At 32.4% G+C, this 16,234-nt stretch carries 21 protein-coding genes; 1 reads left to right on the forward strand and 20 read right to left on the reverse strand.

Going from position 1 to position 16,234, the window contains the following annotated elements; genetic code table 11:
• The 18 genes from ACUV9F_RS05630 to ACUV9F_RS05715 form a co-directional block, all read right to left on the reverse strand.
• Window positions 1-1,455 (reverse strand): distal tail protein Dit, encoded by a 1,455-nt coding sequence (locus ACUV9F_RS05630; protein WP_446183302.1) that lies wholly within the window; start codon window positions 1,453-1,455, stop codon window positions 1-3.
• On the reverse strand, window positions 1,455-4,508 hold the full coding sequence (locus ACUV9F_RS05635; protein ID WP_446183303.1) for a tape measure protein: 3,054 nt from the start codon (window positions 4,506-4,508) through the stop codon (window positions 1,455-1,457). The genes ACUV9F_RS05630 and ACUV9F_RS05635 overlap by 1 nt, the downstream gene beginning before the upstream one ends.
• Entirely contained in the window at window positions 4,501-5,091 is a 591-nt protein-coding gene (locus tag ACUV9F_RS05640; RefSeq protein ID WP_446183304.1) for a Gp15 family bacteriophage protein, read from the reverse strand. Before ACUV9F_RS05640 ends, ACUV9F_RS05635 begins: the two co-directional genes overlap by 8 nt.
• Window positions 5,092-5,099: 8 nt before the next feature.
• A complete protein-coding gene (locus ACUV9F_RS05645; RefSeq protein ID WP_446183305.1) occupies window positions 5,100-5,576 on the reverse strand; it encodes a hypothetical protein in 477 nt (158 codons plus the stop codon).
• Window positions 5,577-5,716: 140 nt separating this feature from the next.
• The gene (locus ACUV9F_RS05650; protein ID WP_446183306.1) at window positions 5,717-6,172 is read right to left on the reverse strand and encodes a phage tail tube protein; all 456 of its coding nucleotides are present in this window, start codon (window positions 6,170-6,172) and stop codon (window positions 5,717-5,719) included.
• Window positions 6,173-6,184: 12 nt separating this feature from the next.
• Window positions 6,185-6,577, reverse strand: coding sequence for a minor capsid protein (locus ACUV9F_RS05655; protein WP_446183307.1), 393 nt, complete (start codon window positions 6,575-6,577; stop codon window positions 6,185-6,187).
• The gene (locus ACUV9F_RS05660; RefSeq protein ID WP_446183308.1) at window positions 6,577-6,900 is read right to left on the reverse strand and encodes a minor capsid protein; all 324 of its coding nucleotides are present in this window, start codon (window positions 6,898-6,900) and stop codon (window positions 6,577-6,579) included. Before ACUV9F_RS05660 ends, ACUV9F_RS05655 begins: the two co-directional genes overlap by 1 nt.
• A complete protein-coding gene (locus tag ACUV9F_RS05665) occupies window positions 6,897-7,247 on the reverse strand; it encodes a putative minor capsid protein (protein WP_446183309.1) in 351 nt (116 codons plus the stop codon). The genes ACUV9F_RS05660 and ACUV9F_RS05665 overlap by 4 nt, the downstream gene beginning before the upstream one ends.
• The gene (locus ACUV9F_RS05670) at window positions 7,240-7,650 is read right to left on the reverse strand and encodes a head-tail connector protein (protein ID WP_446183310.1); all 411 of its coding nucleotides are present in this window, start codon (window positions 7,648-7,650) and stop codon (window positions 7,240-7,242) included. Before ACUV9F_RS05670 ends, ACUV9F_RS05665 begins: the two co-directional genes overlap by 8 nt.
• 7 nt (window positions 7,651-7,657) lie before the next feature.
• Window positions 7,658-7,894, reverse strand: a complete 237-nt coding sequence (locus ACUV9F_RS05675; protein ID WP_446183311.1) for a hypothetical protein — start codon at window positions 7,892-7,894, stop codon at window positions 7,658-7,660.
• A 77-nt stretch (window positions 7,895-7,971) separates the two neighbouring features.
• The gene (locus ACUV9F_RS05680; RefSeq protein WP_446183312.1) at window positions 7,972-8,865 is read right to left on the reverse strand and encodes a phage capsid protein; all 894 of its coding nucleotides are present in this window, start codon (window positions 8,863-8,865) and stop codon (window positions 7,972-7,974) included.
• Window positions 8,866-8,884: 19 nt separating this feature from the next.
• Window positions 8,885-9,448, reverse strand: a complete 564-nt coding sequence (locus ACUV9F_RS05685; protein ID WP_446183313.1) for a phage scaffolding protein — start codon at window positions 9,446-9,448, stop codon at window positions 8,885-8,887.
• A 102-nt stretch (window positions 9,449-9,550) separates the two neighbouring features.
• Window positions 9,551-9,736, reverse strand: coding sequence for a hypothetical protein (locus tag ACUV9F_RS05690; protein ID WP_446183314.1), 186 nt, complete (start codon window positions 9,734-9,736; stop codon window positions 9,551-9,553).
• Window positions 9,737-9,792: 56 nt separating this feature from the next.
• Window positions 9,793-10,002 carry a hypothetical protein gene (locus ACUV9F_RS05695; RefSeq protein ID WP_446183315.1) on the reverse strand — a complete coding sequence of 70 codons (210 nt, stop codon included), beginning with the start codon at window positions 10,000-10,002 and terminating at the stop codon, window positions 9,793-9,795.
• 12 nt (window positions 10,003-10,014) lie between these two features.
• Window positions 10,015-11,487, reverse strand: coding sequence for a phage minor capsid protein (locus ACUV9F_RS05700; protein ID WP_446183316.1), 1,473 nt, complete (start codon window positions 11,485-11,487; stop codon window positions 10,015-10,017).
• Window positions 11,487-13,010, reverse strand: coding sequence for a phage portal protein (locus tag ACUV9F_RS05705; protein ID WP_446183317.1), 1,524 nt, complete (start codon window positions 13,008-13,010; stop codon window positions 11,487-11,489). Before ACUV9F_RS05705 ends, ACUV9F_RS05700 begins: the two co-directional genes overlap by 1 nt.
• Before the next feature lie 8 nt (window positions 13,011-13,018).
• Entirely contained in the window at window positions 13,019-14,326 is a 1,308-nt protein-coding gene (locus tag ACUV9F_RS05710; protein WP_446184358.1) for a PBSX family phage terminase large subunit, read from the reverse strand.
• Window positions 14,316-14,999, reverse strand: coding sequence for a helix-turn-helix domain-containing protein (locus ACUV9F_RS05715; RefSeq protein WP_446183318.1), 684 nt, complete (start codon window positions 14,997-14,999; stop codon window positions 14,316-14,318). Before ACUV9F_RS05715 ends, ACUV9F_RS05710 begins: the two co-directional genes overlap by 11 nt.
• 74 nt (window positions 15,000-15,073) lie before the next feature.
• Between ACUV9F_RS05715 and ACUV9F_RS05720 the strand changes: the two genes are divergently transcribed.
• Window positions 15,074-15,448, forward strand: a complete 375-nt coding sequence (locus ACUV9F_RS05720; RefSeq protein WP_446183319.1) for an ASCH domain-containing protein — start codon at window positions 15,074-15,076, stop codon at window positions 15,446-15,448.
• Between the two features lie 34 nt (window positions 15,449-15,482).
• On the opposite strand, the gene ACUV9F_RS05725 is transcribed toward ACUV9F_RS05720, so the two are convergent.
• Complete coding sequence (locus ACUV9F_RS05725) at window positions 15,483-15,749, reverse strand: hypothetical protein (RefSeq protein ID WP_446183320.1); 267 nt, start codon at window positions 15,747-15,749, stop codon at window positions 15,483-15,485.
• Between the two features lie 68 nt (window positions 15,750-15,817).
• Entirely contained in the window at window positions 15,818-16,201 is a 384-nt protein-coding gene (locus ACUV9F_RS05730; RefSeq protein WP_446183321.1) for a type II toxin-antitoxin system HicB family antitoxin, read from the reverse strand.
• Between the last annotated feature and the right edge of the window lie 33 nt (window positions 16,202-16,234).

Consider the following 16,234-nt stretch of genomic DNA (forward strand, 5'->3'; position numbering starts at 1 on the left):
TTAAAGCCACCTTTCTCTAAATTCTACTGATACCTTTGGAATTTTAGCCCAATCAGAATTAATTATTTTTAATTCATTTTCGCCAACATCTGCTAGTAGTGGTTGAGAGCCAATATCCACTCTATCCCAATCAGTTAATTCATTAATTTTAAGTTGATTACTTTCACTATCAAGCGTTAAAACATCACCATTTTGAAAGAAATTAGGAATGTTATTAAAATCAGTGAAATTTTTTCTGAAATTCCAGTTAATAATTCCCATTATTTCAATGGGTGAGTAATCTTTCCATTTAAGAAAACTGAAAGATACGTAGTAAGCTTTTGACTCAGCTAATTCATTGCAAATAAAGGTCATAGGCTTTAAATTGAACCAAGCAAATGTGAATTGATTACCTGATTTAATTATTTTAGCGTGACCTTCAAACCCTTTAGGCATATTGGGTATTACTTGGTTAAAATAGCTCTTACCATTTATATCAAATCTAACAGTAGTGTCAGTCGTTAAAGTGGTTAAATTATTAAAAGCCATTGAAGCTAATGCTCTACCGCTTTCATCATGAATAGTAGCGGTCATTTCTCCCAATTGGTTTAGATTAGTTGGTCTAAAAGCTGAATGCCATCTAAACTCAAAGTCCTTAGACCCTTCTTTTTTCGATGAATCAGCTGGCAATTTAAATGTTATTGACGGACCATGTGGACCTTCATAGGAATCATCACCAAATCCATCAGCGAATAATTGCTTCCATTGATTAGTTCCAATAGTTCCACCTAACTTTAAATTGCCCTGTTCCGGAGGTATTACTTCAAAATTAGGCTTGTTAATTTCACCTTGATTTGAAGTAGGCATTGGGTCACCTTTTACTAATTCTTCTGAATTATCAAAATATGTTCCATCCACTTCTTGCGGATTACCAATCTGATAAAACCTGTTACCAAGAGTTAACCCGAGAAATCCATTATCAGATAACATTTCAGCACTAACCTTGATTGGTGTTTTATCAGTTCCGTTATTAAAAAATTTAACGGTATTAGTTGGTGAACTAGAATTGCTAAAATTATCAACTTTAGTTGATTGTGCAGCGTGAGAATGTGAATCTGTTACTAACCAATTAATAGTACCTTTTCCAGAATTTCTTAATTCGTCAAAATCTATGCTTCCTGTTGGAATTGCAAAAAATATTCTGTCAGTTTGATCTTCAAATACTAATTCTTTTTCTTCACTAACATTTAATATTTTTGCAAGCTTATCAATTGTATCGAGATTTTTATTAAGCATAATAAATGGCATTTTAATTGTTTTAGACTCAATAGTAGAATCTAGAAGAATACTTCCGCTATTATTACCAACTTTTTGAACAGTATTCGTTCTATCGGAAATTATATCTCTACTAAAACCCCAAACGACATTTAAATACTTACTTAAATCATATCCATTAAAGAACACTTTGAAAGCCACTATCTTTGTCCTCCAAGTCTTAAATTCATCTTCTTGCTTCTATTTAACTCGCTTTGCATTACCTCTCCAGCACCTCTAAATATTGATTTATTATCAACTTCGACAGATACATTTAATTCAATAGGACTATCTAACTCATTGCTTCCATTATTTTCAGTTGAAACTTTATCAAATTTTTGATAATTATTAACAACTGAATTTGTTGGTCTAGCGGACGTGTTTATTCCTGAGAAAGTTTCGGGAGTTATTCCAGCAAATGCAAAATTTGGCATACTTTTACTTGCCATCATTGTTCTTGCTGAGTTTGCTAAATTACTCATTGCAGAAACTGGACTAGTCGATTCTTGACCTGGTCCTTCTCCTGCACCGTTATCAATTGATGGTATTTCTAAGCTAAAACCGAGTTTTTTCTTAATACTTCCACCGATATTCTTTACACCATTAATCGCATTTTTTATTCCGTTGATAATTCCATCAATGATACCTTTAGCTGCTTGAATTGGTGCAACCATAGCACTTTTAATGGAATTAAATGTACTACTTACACTTCCAATAACTGATCGTATTCCATTAATTACACTTTTTATACCATTAATAGCTATTGTTATAACTGATTTAATACCATTCCATATAGAAGAAGCCACACTTTTTATTCCATTCCAAACAGAACTCCAAATACCACGAATTCCATTTAGAACGGAAGAAACAACTGCTCTAATTCCATTCATCACCGAAGTTATTACCTTATTAATACCGTTCCAAATAGTTGTGGCAATTCCTTTTATCGAATTCCAAACGGCAGTCCAGTTACCTTGAATTGCAGCAGTTACCACATTAATAATTCCTGCTAGAACATTAATTGCGGTTGAGATTGCAGTAACTATAATATTCCAAATGGTTGTTACTACAGCAACGATTGAATTCCAAATAACTGACCAAATACCTACAATAACGTTTAAGACCGTCTGAATTATAACCATAATGACATTAATCGCAGTACTTATTACAGTCTGAAGCATATTCCAAATGGTGGTTGCTATAGTTACAATTGTTGTCCAAACAAAAGTGAAATAAGCAACTAGTCCAGACCATATGGCTGTAGCGACAGTTACAATTGATTGCCATAAAATGGCAAAAAATGCTACTAACCCTGACCACATTACCTGAACCGTTTGAATTATAGGCGTCATGAATGTAACAATTCCCTGCCAGATTGACATTGAAATATTTACTATACTTTGCCATAATCCACTAAAAAATGAAGAAATAGTAATCCAAACACTAGTGATTGTCGTTATTAATGAATTGAAATATGATACAAATGCAGACCATATTACTTTTGCAATCGATACAATACCGTTCCACAACGTTGAAAAGAACGAACTTAATGCTGACCATAAGTTCATAAAAGCATCTACTATTGGTTGAATAGATGTAAGAAAACTTTGCCAGTATGGCATCATCGCCTGAACTATACCGTTCCATAAATTACTAAAAAAGGTAGTGATTCCATTCCAAACATTTTGTATTCCAGTAACTATTCCAGAAAAGAAGGAAACAACGCCACTCCATGCATTTTTAAAGCCATTAATTACAGATTTAATGTAATCAACATATCCATTCCATATATCATTTGCTGCTTTAGCTATTTTCTTAAATAGTTGAGATAAGAAAGAAGCAGTCTTATTCCATGCGTTTTGAATAGCTTTAGTAACATCTTCAACTATCTTTTTGCCAGTTTTTGTTTGAGTAAAAAACCATACTAAAGCTGCAACAAGTGCCATAATTCCAATGATAATCCATGTTGTAGGACTTAATGATTGAGCTACATTTAATGCTTCTTGTGCTAAAGCAGCAAGTTTGCTTTCTTTACTCATGTTAGCTAATGCTGTCTTTAATAAGTCAGTGTCTCCCGCTAGTTGAGATACAACTTTGCCAACGGTCATTGCAGCTTTAAGTCCCGAAAATGCTGTTTTGGCAGTTCTAACTACTTTTAAGGCAACAGCAAAACTTCCAATTCCTACTACTAATGGTTCTAACCAATCTTTATTTTTTTGAACAAAGCTTACTAAACCTTTTATAGTATTAATTATAGGTGGTATGGTCTGAGTTACTTTTGCGTTTATAGAAGTAAAAGCAGTATTAATGACATCTTTCATATTATTGAACGATTCGGCTATTCCAGGTAATCCCGCATTGTTCAATCCATCATCAATTGCAGTTAAGGTATTGGCTAAACCTTTTTTAATAGAATTAGACATATTGGTAAACGATGTACCAATACCTGCCGAATTCTTTCTTGCCATTTTTGCAAATCCACCTACTCCACCATCAAGTTTTACAAATCTATCATTTAATTGATCAATAGTAATCTCGCCGCTTTGCAACTTATTATATAAATCCATTTTGGCTGATTTACCTGTTAGTCCAAATGACTTGGCAACTTTGTCTAATGATGATGGCATAGTTTCCATTAAAGTACGCCACGACATCATATCGACTTTTCCAGACGATAACATTTGAGTATATTGAACCATTCCACGGCTTGCATCGGCAGAGCTTGCACCACTCGCTAAGAATGCGTCATTCAATGCTAAAGCAGCTTTTGCACCTGATGTTGCACTACCAGTTAGCGTTGCGAATTGTTGTGATGATGAAGTGATTTCATCTAAAGATGTTGGTAAACCATCAATTCCTTTGTTTAAAAGTTTCATTGATTTATTAGTATCTTTTGCTGAATAACCAAGTGCTTTCATAACAACAGGATAGCGATTTAAAGTATCAAACCTTTGTACTGCGCCGGCAACATTACTTTTTAATACATTAAAAGCGGCGCTAGCAACTTTTACTACTCCCATTGAAGCTGCCATATCCATAATTGAAACTCTGGCTTTTCCACCACTGCGAGCAGTCTCGTCAAGACTTTTATTAATACCATCTGTACCTTTAGTTTTACTCAAACCATTAAATACAGATTCTAAATCTTTAGCAGTTTTAATAGCTTTATTACCATCAGCCTCAATAGTAATTCTAACCGTTCCATCATTAGCCATAATCTTCTCCTCCTTCCTCTATTTCTTGGTTTGGTAATCTATATGTTTTTTTTAGCTCTCTCATTCGAGCTTTTTCTTTTTTATCCTTGATATCTTTTAAATCGGTCCCTCTAATATCAATGATTTTTCTCATCATTGTATCTTCCGGAAGTGCATTTAACATTGCAGAAAATTTGACCCAATGAAGTTTTCCTTGTTGATCTATTAAGTCAATTCCATAAGCTTGCATAAAAGCCGCATAAATATATTTGGAATCAAAAGAAAAGGAAATGAGTTGTTCATTCTCATTTCCTTTTTTAGTTGGCATTGGATTACCTTCAATATCGTATTTCTGACTTTCAACCGGTTCTATGTTTATCAGTTTGATTACTTGCTCAACAGCAGATTTCTTTTCTAATTCAGAATTAGCTGTAAAATCAATGATCATTAAATCTATAAAAGTGTCGATTCTGTCAATGACTGTCATTTCTTTATCATTCAAATAATCAAGTGCATCTAGAACATTATCGAAGGACATGTCTACTGAATATTTTTTGTTGTTAATTTTAATAAAATCTTCAAGTGGGTCGTTCAACCTGAACATCTAACCACCTACTTGTTTTGTTTTTTCTTTTTATTAATCAAAGCATTTGCTTTTTTCTTGTCTGATTTTTTCTTAGATTCTTTATTATCTTCCTCTAACTGTTTTGTAGCAGCCTCAGACATATCATCTAACAATGGAATTAACTTTCTAAGACTTAATCCTGCATCTACAAATTTTTGATATGATCCTTCTCCAAAAAGTTCATCATAATTAGTTTTTACAAACTCAGTTACTCCTTTAACTGCTTCTTCAATTTTTTCAACATTGTCTTCTGAAAGTTCTTCATTAATTGCTGGATATTTCTTTGATATATCTTTTGTTTTTTCGTTTATTTCATTAGCTTTATTCATCAACTCTATCAATGAATTTTCATCTGTTTTTAAAAAGACTTGCACTAGTTTTGTTGAACCATTCATTTGCTCGACTTCAACATTGAAAGGTATACCTTCTTGTTGAGCTTTAAAATTTAAAGTTTTAATTGTCATAATATTTCTCCTAATCTTATTATTAAAAATAAAAAGCCCTAACACCTTTTCAAAGTGTCAGGGCTAAAATGAATAACCCCTATTCAGCAGTAATAATTGCACCATCTTTTGTAGCAGTAACTACCACATTTTGGGGATCATTAGGGTGTTGTTGTTGCAGGAGTTTCAGTTGGTGTTTGTGTGTAATCAATATGACCTTCTAAGTCTTCGTAATCAGTTGCATCACCCGAACCGGCTTTAGGTTCCATGACCATTGCTGGTCCTTCAACAATAGTTCCGTCAGTTTCAATGATTTTGTGCCAAACCATACGCTCTTCATCTGTTGTTTTACGACGCATTGAAGCAATCAACTTATGAGCAGGATCTGCAGAATCATATGTTCCTTCAAAGTTCCATTTTTCAGTACGTCCATTTAAAGTTGACTTCTTGTTTCCATCTCCTGCATAGTCACCATAATCATCTGTATCTTCATCAGAGTCATCTTCTAAAGTTGTAATCCAGTGAGCTAATGGCAAATAATCTGCTTCTTCCGGTTTTTTTTCATCACTTGTCCATGGTGCAATAAAGTGTTTTCTTTTAGCGTTTTTTTGACGCATGTCAAAGTCCTCCTATTTTTTAAACGTTGTTAAATCTGCTTGAATATTAAGCAGATAAATAAAAAAGTCCTGTTCATCTTCTCCAGATAAAAAGGGCTTATTTGATATTTCTATTCCTTGAAATTCGAAGCTAGAATCATCACTTAATAATTCTTCTAACCCTTCTAAATGAGTTTGAATTAACCATAGAGTTCTATTAGCTAATTTTTGATTTTTAGTTTTAATACCAATTTCATAATTTAAAGACTCATCTTTAACTCCATCGTAATATTTACGGTTAACCTTTCCTCCAGGTATTCCATACATAACGAGACTATCCGATTCGGTTAAATATCCAAGTTTCATGTGCATTGGTAATTCACTGATTCCATTAATGTTATCTTTTAACTTTTCCATAAAATCCATCAGAATTTAGCCCCTTTCTTAAATACTTCTACCCATTGTTTTCCATAAATCGATTTAGCTTTCTTGTCCCAATGATCGCTTCCACCTCGTGGATGTCTATACTTATTGGAATATTGACGGTGTGCATATGGTGTATCCCACACCAATTGAGAACTATTCCTTTCAATATGACCCGAATTACGTAAATATCCATCTCTTAATGGAACTTCATTGTTCATATCTGAAAGCATTTGATTTGCCAATGCGGTTTTTCCATATTGAATATTTCTGACTGAAAACTTCTCATTGATACCTGATAGATCAACCTTTATTTTTATTGTCATAATAAACTCAACTTAGTTTGATAAGGCTTATCGGTTTCTACATATAATGAATTTTTATAACCAACCAATTTATAATCATCGCCTTTATACTCAACCTTAGCTTTTAATAAACTATCATCAGCTACAAAATAATTTTCTGTAAAATCTGCAAAAGAAAAGACCGTAGCAGTTGCTACGATCTCTTTATTATTTTGACTTCCTGAATATTTATTTTCTATATTGACTCTGACATGATTAAGCTCTATCGGCCTATCTTTATAGATCGGATTATTATATTCATCAGTACCTTTAACTTTAAATATTTTAATATTATGGATTAACCACGATGAGTCTATTAGTTCAGTCATATTCAACACCTCGATATAAAAGACCAGTACCACTTAACTGATTTAACGCTTCTTGACTTACAGCTCTAGATACACCACTACTATTTGAAGAGGTAGTGTTACTAAACGTTTTTGAAACACTTGTACCATCAATTGATTGTGATACCGAATTAGGTTTATTGGCTACATCGTCAGCGGATGAAACACTTTGAGAATACATATACATTACTTGATATGCTAAAGCTAACTTATATGCATCTTTTCTAAACGTGTAGTCTTTTTCAAAATCATTAAATTGATAAAACCTTCGAGTTACAATCAATAATTGATCCATTGCTCTTTTATATAAATCATCAAAATTATTTTCATCAATATCAAATCCCATTTTTTTAAACTCAGCAAAAGTTAAATATGTAGTGTTCATTTTAGCTCTACCCTTCTGCTGGGACTTCAAATGCTGGAACATCTACTGAATCAGACGTTTGAGTTCCATCAGTGTAAGCAACTTTATAATCTCCAGTTGCAACTTTTGTACCAGCTGCAAGGCCAGTGATAGAAACTGTCTTTTCTCCAATTTTTCCTGTAAAGACAGCTTTACCTGCATTATCAAGAACTAATAGAGTTTGACCTGTACGATCAATTGCAGATATTGTTTTTTTTCTTGGCATGATCTTTCCTCCTACTTATTCTGTTATAATCGTTGCCCCATCTGCAGTAGCTGTTACCTCAACCTTACTTGGGGCTATTATTTTGACGCTGTACCAGTAATTACTTTAATAACTGCCTTTTTATTAGCAGGCAAAATAAATTCTCCAGCCTTTCCAGCTCCCTGGAATGCTACACCGTCAAAGTCTTGTGCCTCGATAGTTCTAGCTGTATTAATGCCAGTAAATTGACGTCCAACTCCTGTAATTGAAGTGTATGCAATTTCTCCATCTTGAAATTTATCTTCAGGAACTTCTTTAATTCTGAAACCTTTAAAATTCAAAATACCGTTATTGTCGATATCAGCACTTGAATCTTTTGATTTAGTTGTTAATGGGTGGTCAACAATTGCGTTATACAATTCAGGTTTAACCCATGCCATCTTTTGACCTACAGCTTCCATATTCACATATTTACTTGCCAGTGAATTGAACAACGCTAGCACTGAATCCGCTGTAAAATCTTTAAGCTCTAATGCTTCGTTTGCAATGCTAGAAATGAATTTACCGCCATGATTATCAAACATTTGTACTTTAGCTTGTGCTTGAAGATCTGTTCTGTCAGCTATTGCTCCATTAAAGTCAGCATTCACCGTGTGTCTATCAATACCTTCATGAAATACCCATTCCCAACTATATTTAACATCAGTATCGCTATAAATCACTTCTGTTCTTTCACCAAATCTGTTTGAATTTGATGTACCCTTACCAAATGCAATATCTTTATCTTTGCTATATTTGCTTCCAACAACCACAGGTATATCATTAGTCTTAACAGAAAATGCCGTTTCGTTATTTGTTACTCCATCTAATGCTTGTAGATTATTTCCAAAAAATTCGCCAAAGTATGCTTGCTTAGCAAACACTGCTTGTAGCAAACTCATAAATTGTTTTTGATAACTTCTTACTGCTTGATTATTGTTTTCTCCTGCCATTCTTATGGCCTCCTATATTCTATTGATATTTAGCAACTTTTTCAGCGAATGGATCATTCGCACCATTACCATTTGAGGGTGGATTAGGATTGTCCAAAGTTGTGATGCTTGGTTTTCCTTTACCATCTTCTTTGCTTTGAAACAAAAATGATTTGTTCTCTTGAATATTCTTTAATTGCTCATCAAGACCAGTTAATTTTTCATTTTCAAATTTGATAGTGTCCTGATCTAGTAAAGGCAATACGGTTTTAACATCATGAGCACCGGCATCTCTTAATGCTAATTCAAGGGCAAATCCTTTCTGTGCCTCAGTCAATTTAGAACTGCTCTCATTTTCAAGTTGTTTGTTTGCATCTTGAAGTTCTTGGATTTTAGTTTGAAGACTCTCATTGTCTTTTGTACTTTCCTTCAATTCTTCAAGCTGCTTGCTAGATTGATTTACTTGCTCAGATAGTGTATCTTTTTCGGTTTTTAACGAAGTGATTTGACTATTCAAATCATTCACTGTTTTTCCGTGCAAACTCATAATCTTATCAACTTGTTCGTCAGATAATTCTAAATCTTTTAAATCTTCTCTTTTCATGCCTACTCTCCTAACGTTTATTTTTAACGTGCCACGAGACACGAAATTTCTGCATAAAAAATAAGCGGTTTAACGACGTGCTCAGGTCGAATTATTCAATTTTTAAAGTTTTATTTTTCCAATTTTATTTACTAAATCTTCAATCAAATGTAAATTTTCGTTGTTTGGATTAGTAAATATTTCTAATTCAATATTTACTTTCATTCTTTCTTTAACATCTGCTTGTAGACTAACAGAAGTTATGTCTAAACCTATTTGTTCTTTAGAACGCTTCTTTTTATTAAACATAATATTCTCCTTAATTTTGTGCACAAAAAAAGCACCTTACAAACGTAAGATGCTGTTTATTTTGTTTTAATTTGTTTAATTTCATCAATAAACAATTCAGTTAATTTATCAGTAGCGTTTAATACAATCATATTTCTATTATCATCAATATCTTCAGCAGGTATAACAGCTGAGACAATGCCACTGTAGCTTTTATTGTCTTTCGTAATAATATCAACATTTATTCCAGTATATTTAGCTTCATAGTCTAAAAACTCATTATCCATTTATTACATCTCCTATTTTGGTTTAATGGGTGTTACGTGATAACCATTTTTTGAATAGGTAACTAATAACCAACTTGTAGCATATTCTCTTCCGTTAGCATCAACGAAATAGCCAACTATCTTTTTGGCATCAAATGCAATAGTTCTTGTTGTTAAATCTTTAACACCATATTGATCAACTAGATTTATTATTTCGTTTTCATCTATTGTTAAATAACTTGGTCTTCTGTTTCTTTTTCCCATTACTTTAACTTTCTCATTATATTCATAAGTACCAGGAATATGCCTATTATTCTTTTGAGTATTGATTGTACTACGTTTTAATATCTCTTCCTTTTCAGCCTTTGATATAGGCTTATTATATACTTTTTCACGGGAATAATCTCTATTTAATGCTGAATGTTTCTTAAGATAATCACGTAATGCAGCTTGTTGATTTCTAATTAAATTTTTATATTTAAAAATTCCATTTTCATCGTTTAACTGAGTAGCAGCATTTAACTTACTTTTATTATTTCTAATTGCACGTTCGATTTGCCTTTGCCTCTGTTGTAATTCACCATTCTTTATCGCTTCCTTTGGGTCATATTGTGGTTGATTATTGATATTTACCCCAGGTATAAATGGATATTTAATATGTCTACAGTTAATACCAAATGTTCCTGCAGGTTCTCCATATCCATAATCATAAATCGTTGGAAATCTACCATCGAAGTGAGCATCATTTCTTGGTACATCATTAACAACATGGCCCTGAATAAAAGCACATGCAGGACGACTTTTAGGATGAGAACTCATTAAAAATGTATGTACATCATATTCATGTGCTTCTCTCATTCTTGACTCGTTCATCACGTTATATACAGTTGTATCCATTAACATTCTTATATATGATTCTAAGCTCCATTGTCTCCCAGCTTTATCAATAAACCCTGAATTTAATCCTTTATCGATAAAATTATAAATAGCACTATTTAATGCCTCTCTTGGTGTTTTAATTCCTGAGATAACTTTACCCATCATTTCATTTAAAATTGATTGGTAGGCATCGTAAACAGCACCTTGACCGTAATTACTTGTCAATAGAGTTTGATTTACGAAATTATTCATATCTGCGTTAGTCTGTTCGAGCATTGACTTTAATAAATCATCAACGTCAGAAGAAATCCCCTTATCATCTGCATTTAGTGAATTAGATAAATCTTTACTTGTTGATTCTGCAATTTGATAACCGCCATCAATAATCATTTTTTTAATTAGCTTTTGACTAATGCCAGTTGCACTCGAAATGATATCTATAGTTTCATTATTTAAAATATGTAGTTCATTTAACTTACTTAAATGCCAACGGTAAATATTAAAATCTTTTTTATCTAAAACATCCCCATTTAATTTTTTAATGAACATACTTACTATTTCATCTTCAAGAGCTTTATACGTATCTTGAATTTGACTAGAGTACAGATCTAATTGTCTTGATGACATTATTCATCACCATTAGCAAACATTGGTGCTTGAGCTGATACTTCATGACTATTTGATACTTCTTCGTTGATCTCGTCTAACATTTCCTGTGCTTGGTCATCTGTAACACCAAAAACCATTTTAATGGCTTTTAATTTGGAAACTAAGCCACTCGATAAAAGTTGTGAATAGTAGTCTAGTTTCTGCTTCTTATCAGTGAATACTCCATCGTCAAAATCAATAGATATATCATTTAATGTTGGCAATTTACCATCATAAAGATTAATCTCTTCTGTGCTCGCGAGTTCGAGCACTGCAATTATTAATTCCTTAATTCCGCGTTCAACCATTGTTAGTTGAGAATTTCGCGTTTGATAAGTCATGCTGTTTTCTGAAACAACTTCTGTAGCCGTTTGCATTCCGTTTTTTGCATCAAATGAAAAAGTACCTGCAGAAAATCCTGTTTGTAATTCGAGCATTCTAAGAGCATTGTTTATTGCTCCAACAAACTCATCAGTTCTAATATCTGGAGTTAAATCACTTAACGTGAAACCATTTTCGGAGTCACCAGGTAACTCAAAAAACACATTCTGATTTGTATCAAATACTTCTTTTGGCTTACTACCCTGTTCATCAAAAGTTGTTGCAACTAAATCACTTGGAACACCAACTCTTCTTTGTCCCATTTGAATTTCCCAGTTAAATTTATCAAAAGTATCATTTATCTGTTTAAGAGTTTCTAATGCATTATCGCAAATACCTATGCCAAGTGGACTAATTATATTTCTATTGTTAAATCCTTGTGGCTTCATATAAACAAAAATGGGATGCTTAATATTATTAATCTCTGATTTCTCAGGTAAATCTTCATAGTACGTATTTAAAGGTACTTTAATACCTACTCTGCTCTTATTTTCTGATCTGTAAAGTTCATTAGTGATTGTATATACGCCATTTATCCATTCGTGAAATTCTAGTAATGTGTAATAGATTACTTTATCATTTTCAATTTTTTGATTAACTGTTGCAATCGCAATATCTGACACATCATTAGTGTTATTCTTCAATGGATATACAGTAGGAGCTTGACACCAAGCTAATTTAATTTTATTTTGCGCTTTATCAAAATAAGGTCTAATAACTAAACCACCTAAAGCTAAATCTGATTCAAGATATCTCTCAAAATTTTTATTAAAATCATTATCATTAAAAGTATTTTCAATAAAATCATTAGCATCTTTAAATTTCTCATCATCTCCAACTTTAATTCTGCATTGTTCGTTATATAAAAGTGAAGCTAATCTTTTAACGACAACTTTCATCATGTTAATAGTCATATAAGGCCTTGTTTGTTCCACCCCATACGTATTTTTATACTTCACATCATCAAATTTACCTTCCAAATATTGTCGGCTTTTATTAATTCTTTGATATTCTAATGGATCAACATTTATTTTTTTGTGATCAGTGATATTAGTTAAAGATTCAACCATTCCTATCTCAGCTCCTGTCTGTCTAAAAAAGTTCTTTAATCTATTAAACATTTACTAACCTACCTTTTTAAACCAAGTAATCTCCTGTTATCAATTGCCATGTACTGAAATGCATCACATGTATGATCTTCTTCTTTGATAACTTTGGGATTATCTGTTTCAATTGTTTTTTCGTCCCAACGATATTGTCTGTGCTGGGATATGACTATTTGATTGCTTTCTTTTTGCAAAATAAAAACTCGCCCTTGAGCGAGTAAGTCTTGCATATAATCAATCATAGTTTCTTTCTTCATAGCTTTGTTAACGCCATGAAGTTTAATTTTAAAATCATTGTAATATTGATTTCTTAAACCACCTTCCGCAGAATCAATTGTTCTTTTAATGATTGTTGCATTAGGATATTCAAGACTTGTTCGTTCAATGAACTTGTGAATATCTTTCGCTAATTGCTGAGGTGATTTTTTATATTCTCTTCCAGCAGGTGAATAATAATATGTATCTATTAAAATAACTTTGCCTTTTTGCGTAATTCCTACACATAAACAAGTTGTAGCTGATGTTTGGTGTCCTGCATCAATAGAATATGTTAGACCACCTATAGAGTCGTCATCTGGTAATTGTTTTATAGAATGAAATAAATTCATATTGTAAATATTTGACCCTAACCCAACAGCTTCACCAAGATATAAATATCTGTAGTAATCGTAGTCATTTTCTTTAATTCGATTAATCTCATCTAGTATTTGATTTGTTATAAAGCCCAATTCATCGTCTAAATAACTCGATGAGTCTACTAAATAGTTATTATCTCCCAATTTTGAGTCCGTCCACTCATTAATCCATGAATACGGATTACGTGGTGGATTATATGACCAAAAAAACTGTACCATTTCAGCATCTGACTGTTTCTGACGCATGAAAGTAATGTTAGTTTGGTCAAATTCTTCTGCGTTCTTAAATTCAGCAGCTTCTTCATACCATACAGCTATTATGTCGTTAATATCATTAGACTTTAACTTTTGAAAGTCATCTTGGCCATAGAAATAAAATGTTGAACCTGTTAACTTATGAGTAATTTTAAAAGGTGCAACAGTCATATTAAACATATGAGCAATACCGAACTTATTTAAAGCCCATTGAATTTTTAAGAAGACAGAATCACGAATTGTATTGCTAACCTTACGTATTATTACAACATTAGCCTTTTTGCCCAAAATAATATAAGCAATCATCATATAGACTAATTTCAATGCTATTACTGACGATTTAAAAGAGTTACGTCCACCTTTTAAAATATTATAAGGTTTTTTAGATAGCCATACATTTTTAAAGTGCGGCTGTACTTCATTTTGAATATCAATCTGCATCTTTGTCTGTCGACGTTTCGTCTTCATCATCTAACCACCCATCTACAATAGTAATATTTGAACCATCATCGTTTAAACCTTCTAAACTATCGGCTTGTATTTTAGCAATTCTAGCCTTCTGTATTGCTGTTTCAGCATCTGCCTTAGCTTTATCAGCTTGTGCTTCATTAAGTTCTTTAAATGATTGGTCTCTATATACTTCTGGCATTCTATTCTTAAGCCAGAATATAATAGCTGATGTATCCGGCGCTAACTCTGTTTCATTTTCAACTATAGGTATGCGTTCATACGTTGGGACTTCTTCAATTGATTTCATGGCCAACTCTTTTTTAGTAGCTTTTGGATGATTGAGCTTATACTGATTTAGAAATCTTTCACGTCTAACCCTTAAAACATCATCATCAACTTTAACCATCTTGTAAGTTTTGGATTTAGTAGTCATCCCTAAAGCTTTTTTATAAAGTGCATTTTCAACTTCAATATCAGCTTTTTGTTTATTTTCTTTTAGGGTGTCCGATATGTCCGAATACTTCTTTTTCCACTCGTTCAAAGTAGAACGACTAATTCCCATATTGTTTGCAATTTGTTCATCAGTCAAGCCAGTTCTTGCCCAACCAGCAATCATGCTCAAACCCTTATCAGATACCCATTCTTGGTACTTACTCTGTGCCATTACATGTTCACCACACTCCAATTTAATGTTATAATTAATTCAATAAATTCATTTAAAAAAAGGACATAAATTATATGAAAGCTTTATCAATTCGTCCGGACTTCGTCGCTGACATTGTTACCGGAAGAAAGCATATTGAATACAGATCATGGTCAACTAAATATCGTGGACCTATTCTAATATGTTCAACAGCTCGTAAAATATCAGGTACTATACCTGGATATGCTCAAGCTTTAGTTAATATCGTTGATGTTAAAAAACTTGCTGATAATAAGTATGCTTGGATGCTAGATGATATTAGCGTCATAGTTCCTATACCTATTAAAGGTCAACAAAGAATTTTTAATGTTGATACTGAACTTGAAGATATCCAGATACCAGAATTTGAAGACGATGAAGGCGAAGATCAATTCTTCAATGAATATTACAAGCCATTAATCTTTGAATAATTGCCGTACTTAACTTTCAAATAATATCTTTCTTTCATAATTTCAATAGTTCCTCTGATTTTTCTGTGAATAGTTCTTTTAGCCTTTTAACATCACAACCGCGTATTTCTAATTTTCTAATAGTTGAATATGTAAAATGTAAATCTTCCACCCATTCAGGATTACCACTTTTAATTAGTTCTTCGGCAATTTTAAATGTTTCATCTACATCTTCTAATGTGATTATTTTGTCTCTTCTAGAGTTCAGTAATTCAGTGTTTGCTCTAGTCTCAGCCTGTGAGATTATTTTTGAATTTTTCAAAATTTCATATCCTTTTATTCAAAATAAAAAAGCGAGCACTCAATGAGTGTCGCTTAAATAATTAATTCTTATGCTTCTATTTTTTCTTTTAATGCATCAGTTAAGACGCTAGATACATTAATTTTTTGTTTTTTAGCAATTTCATTTAGATATTCTGGAATAGTTACATTTCTTCTAACCTTTTTAGAATACATTTGTCTAAATATAGTCATATCAGTTGTGACATATACAAGTTTTTCTCCATCTTCCAATTCAATATCCTCAATATTAGATGGCTCTGGGTATTTGGTTTCATTTTCCAATAAGTTTCCAATTACATCTTCAGCCATTTTTATAGCATCAATTTCATTTTCTCCTTGGGTAAATCCACCATCAATGTCAGGAATTCGTACAAAAATATAACCATCGTCATCTTTTCGAAGAATTACAGGATACATTACTACATCTTTCATACTAAGTTCCTCCTTTTCTTAAATGAACGTACA

This window comes from Daquilactobacillus linshuiensis (genome assembly GCF_052828685.1).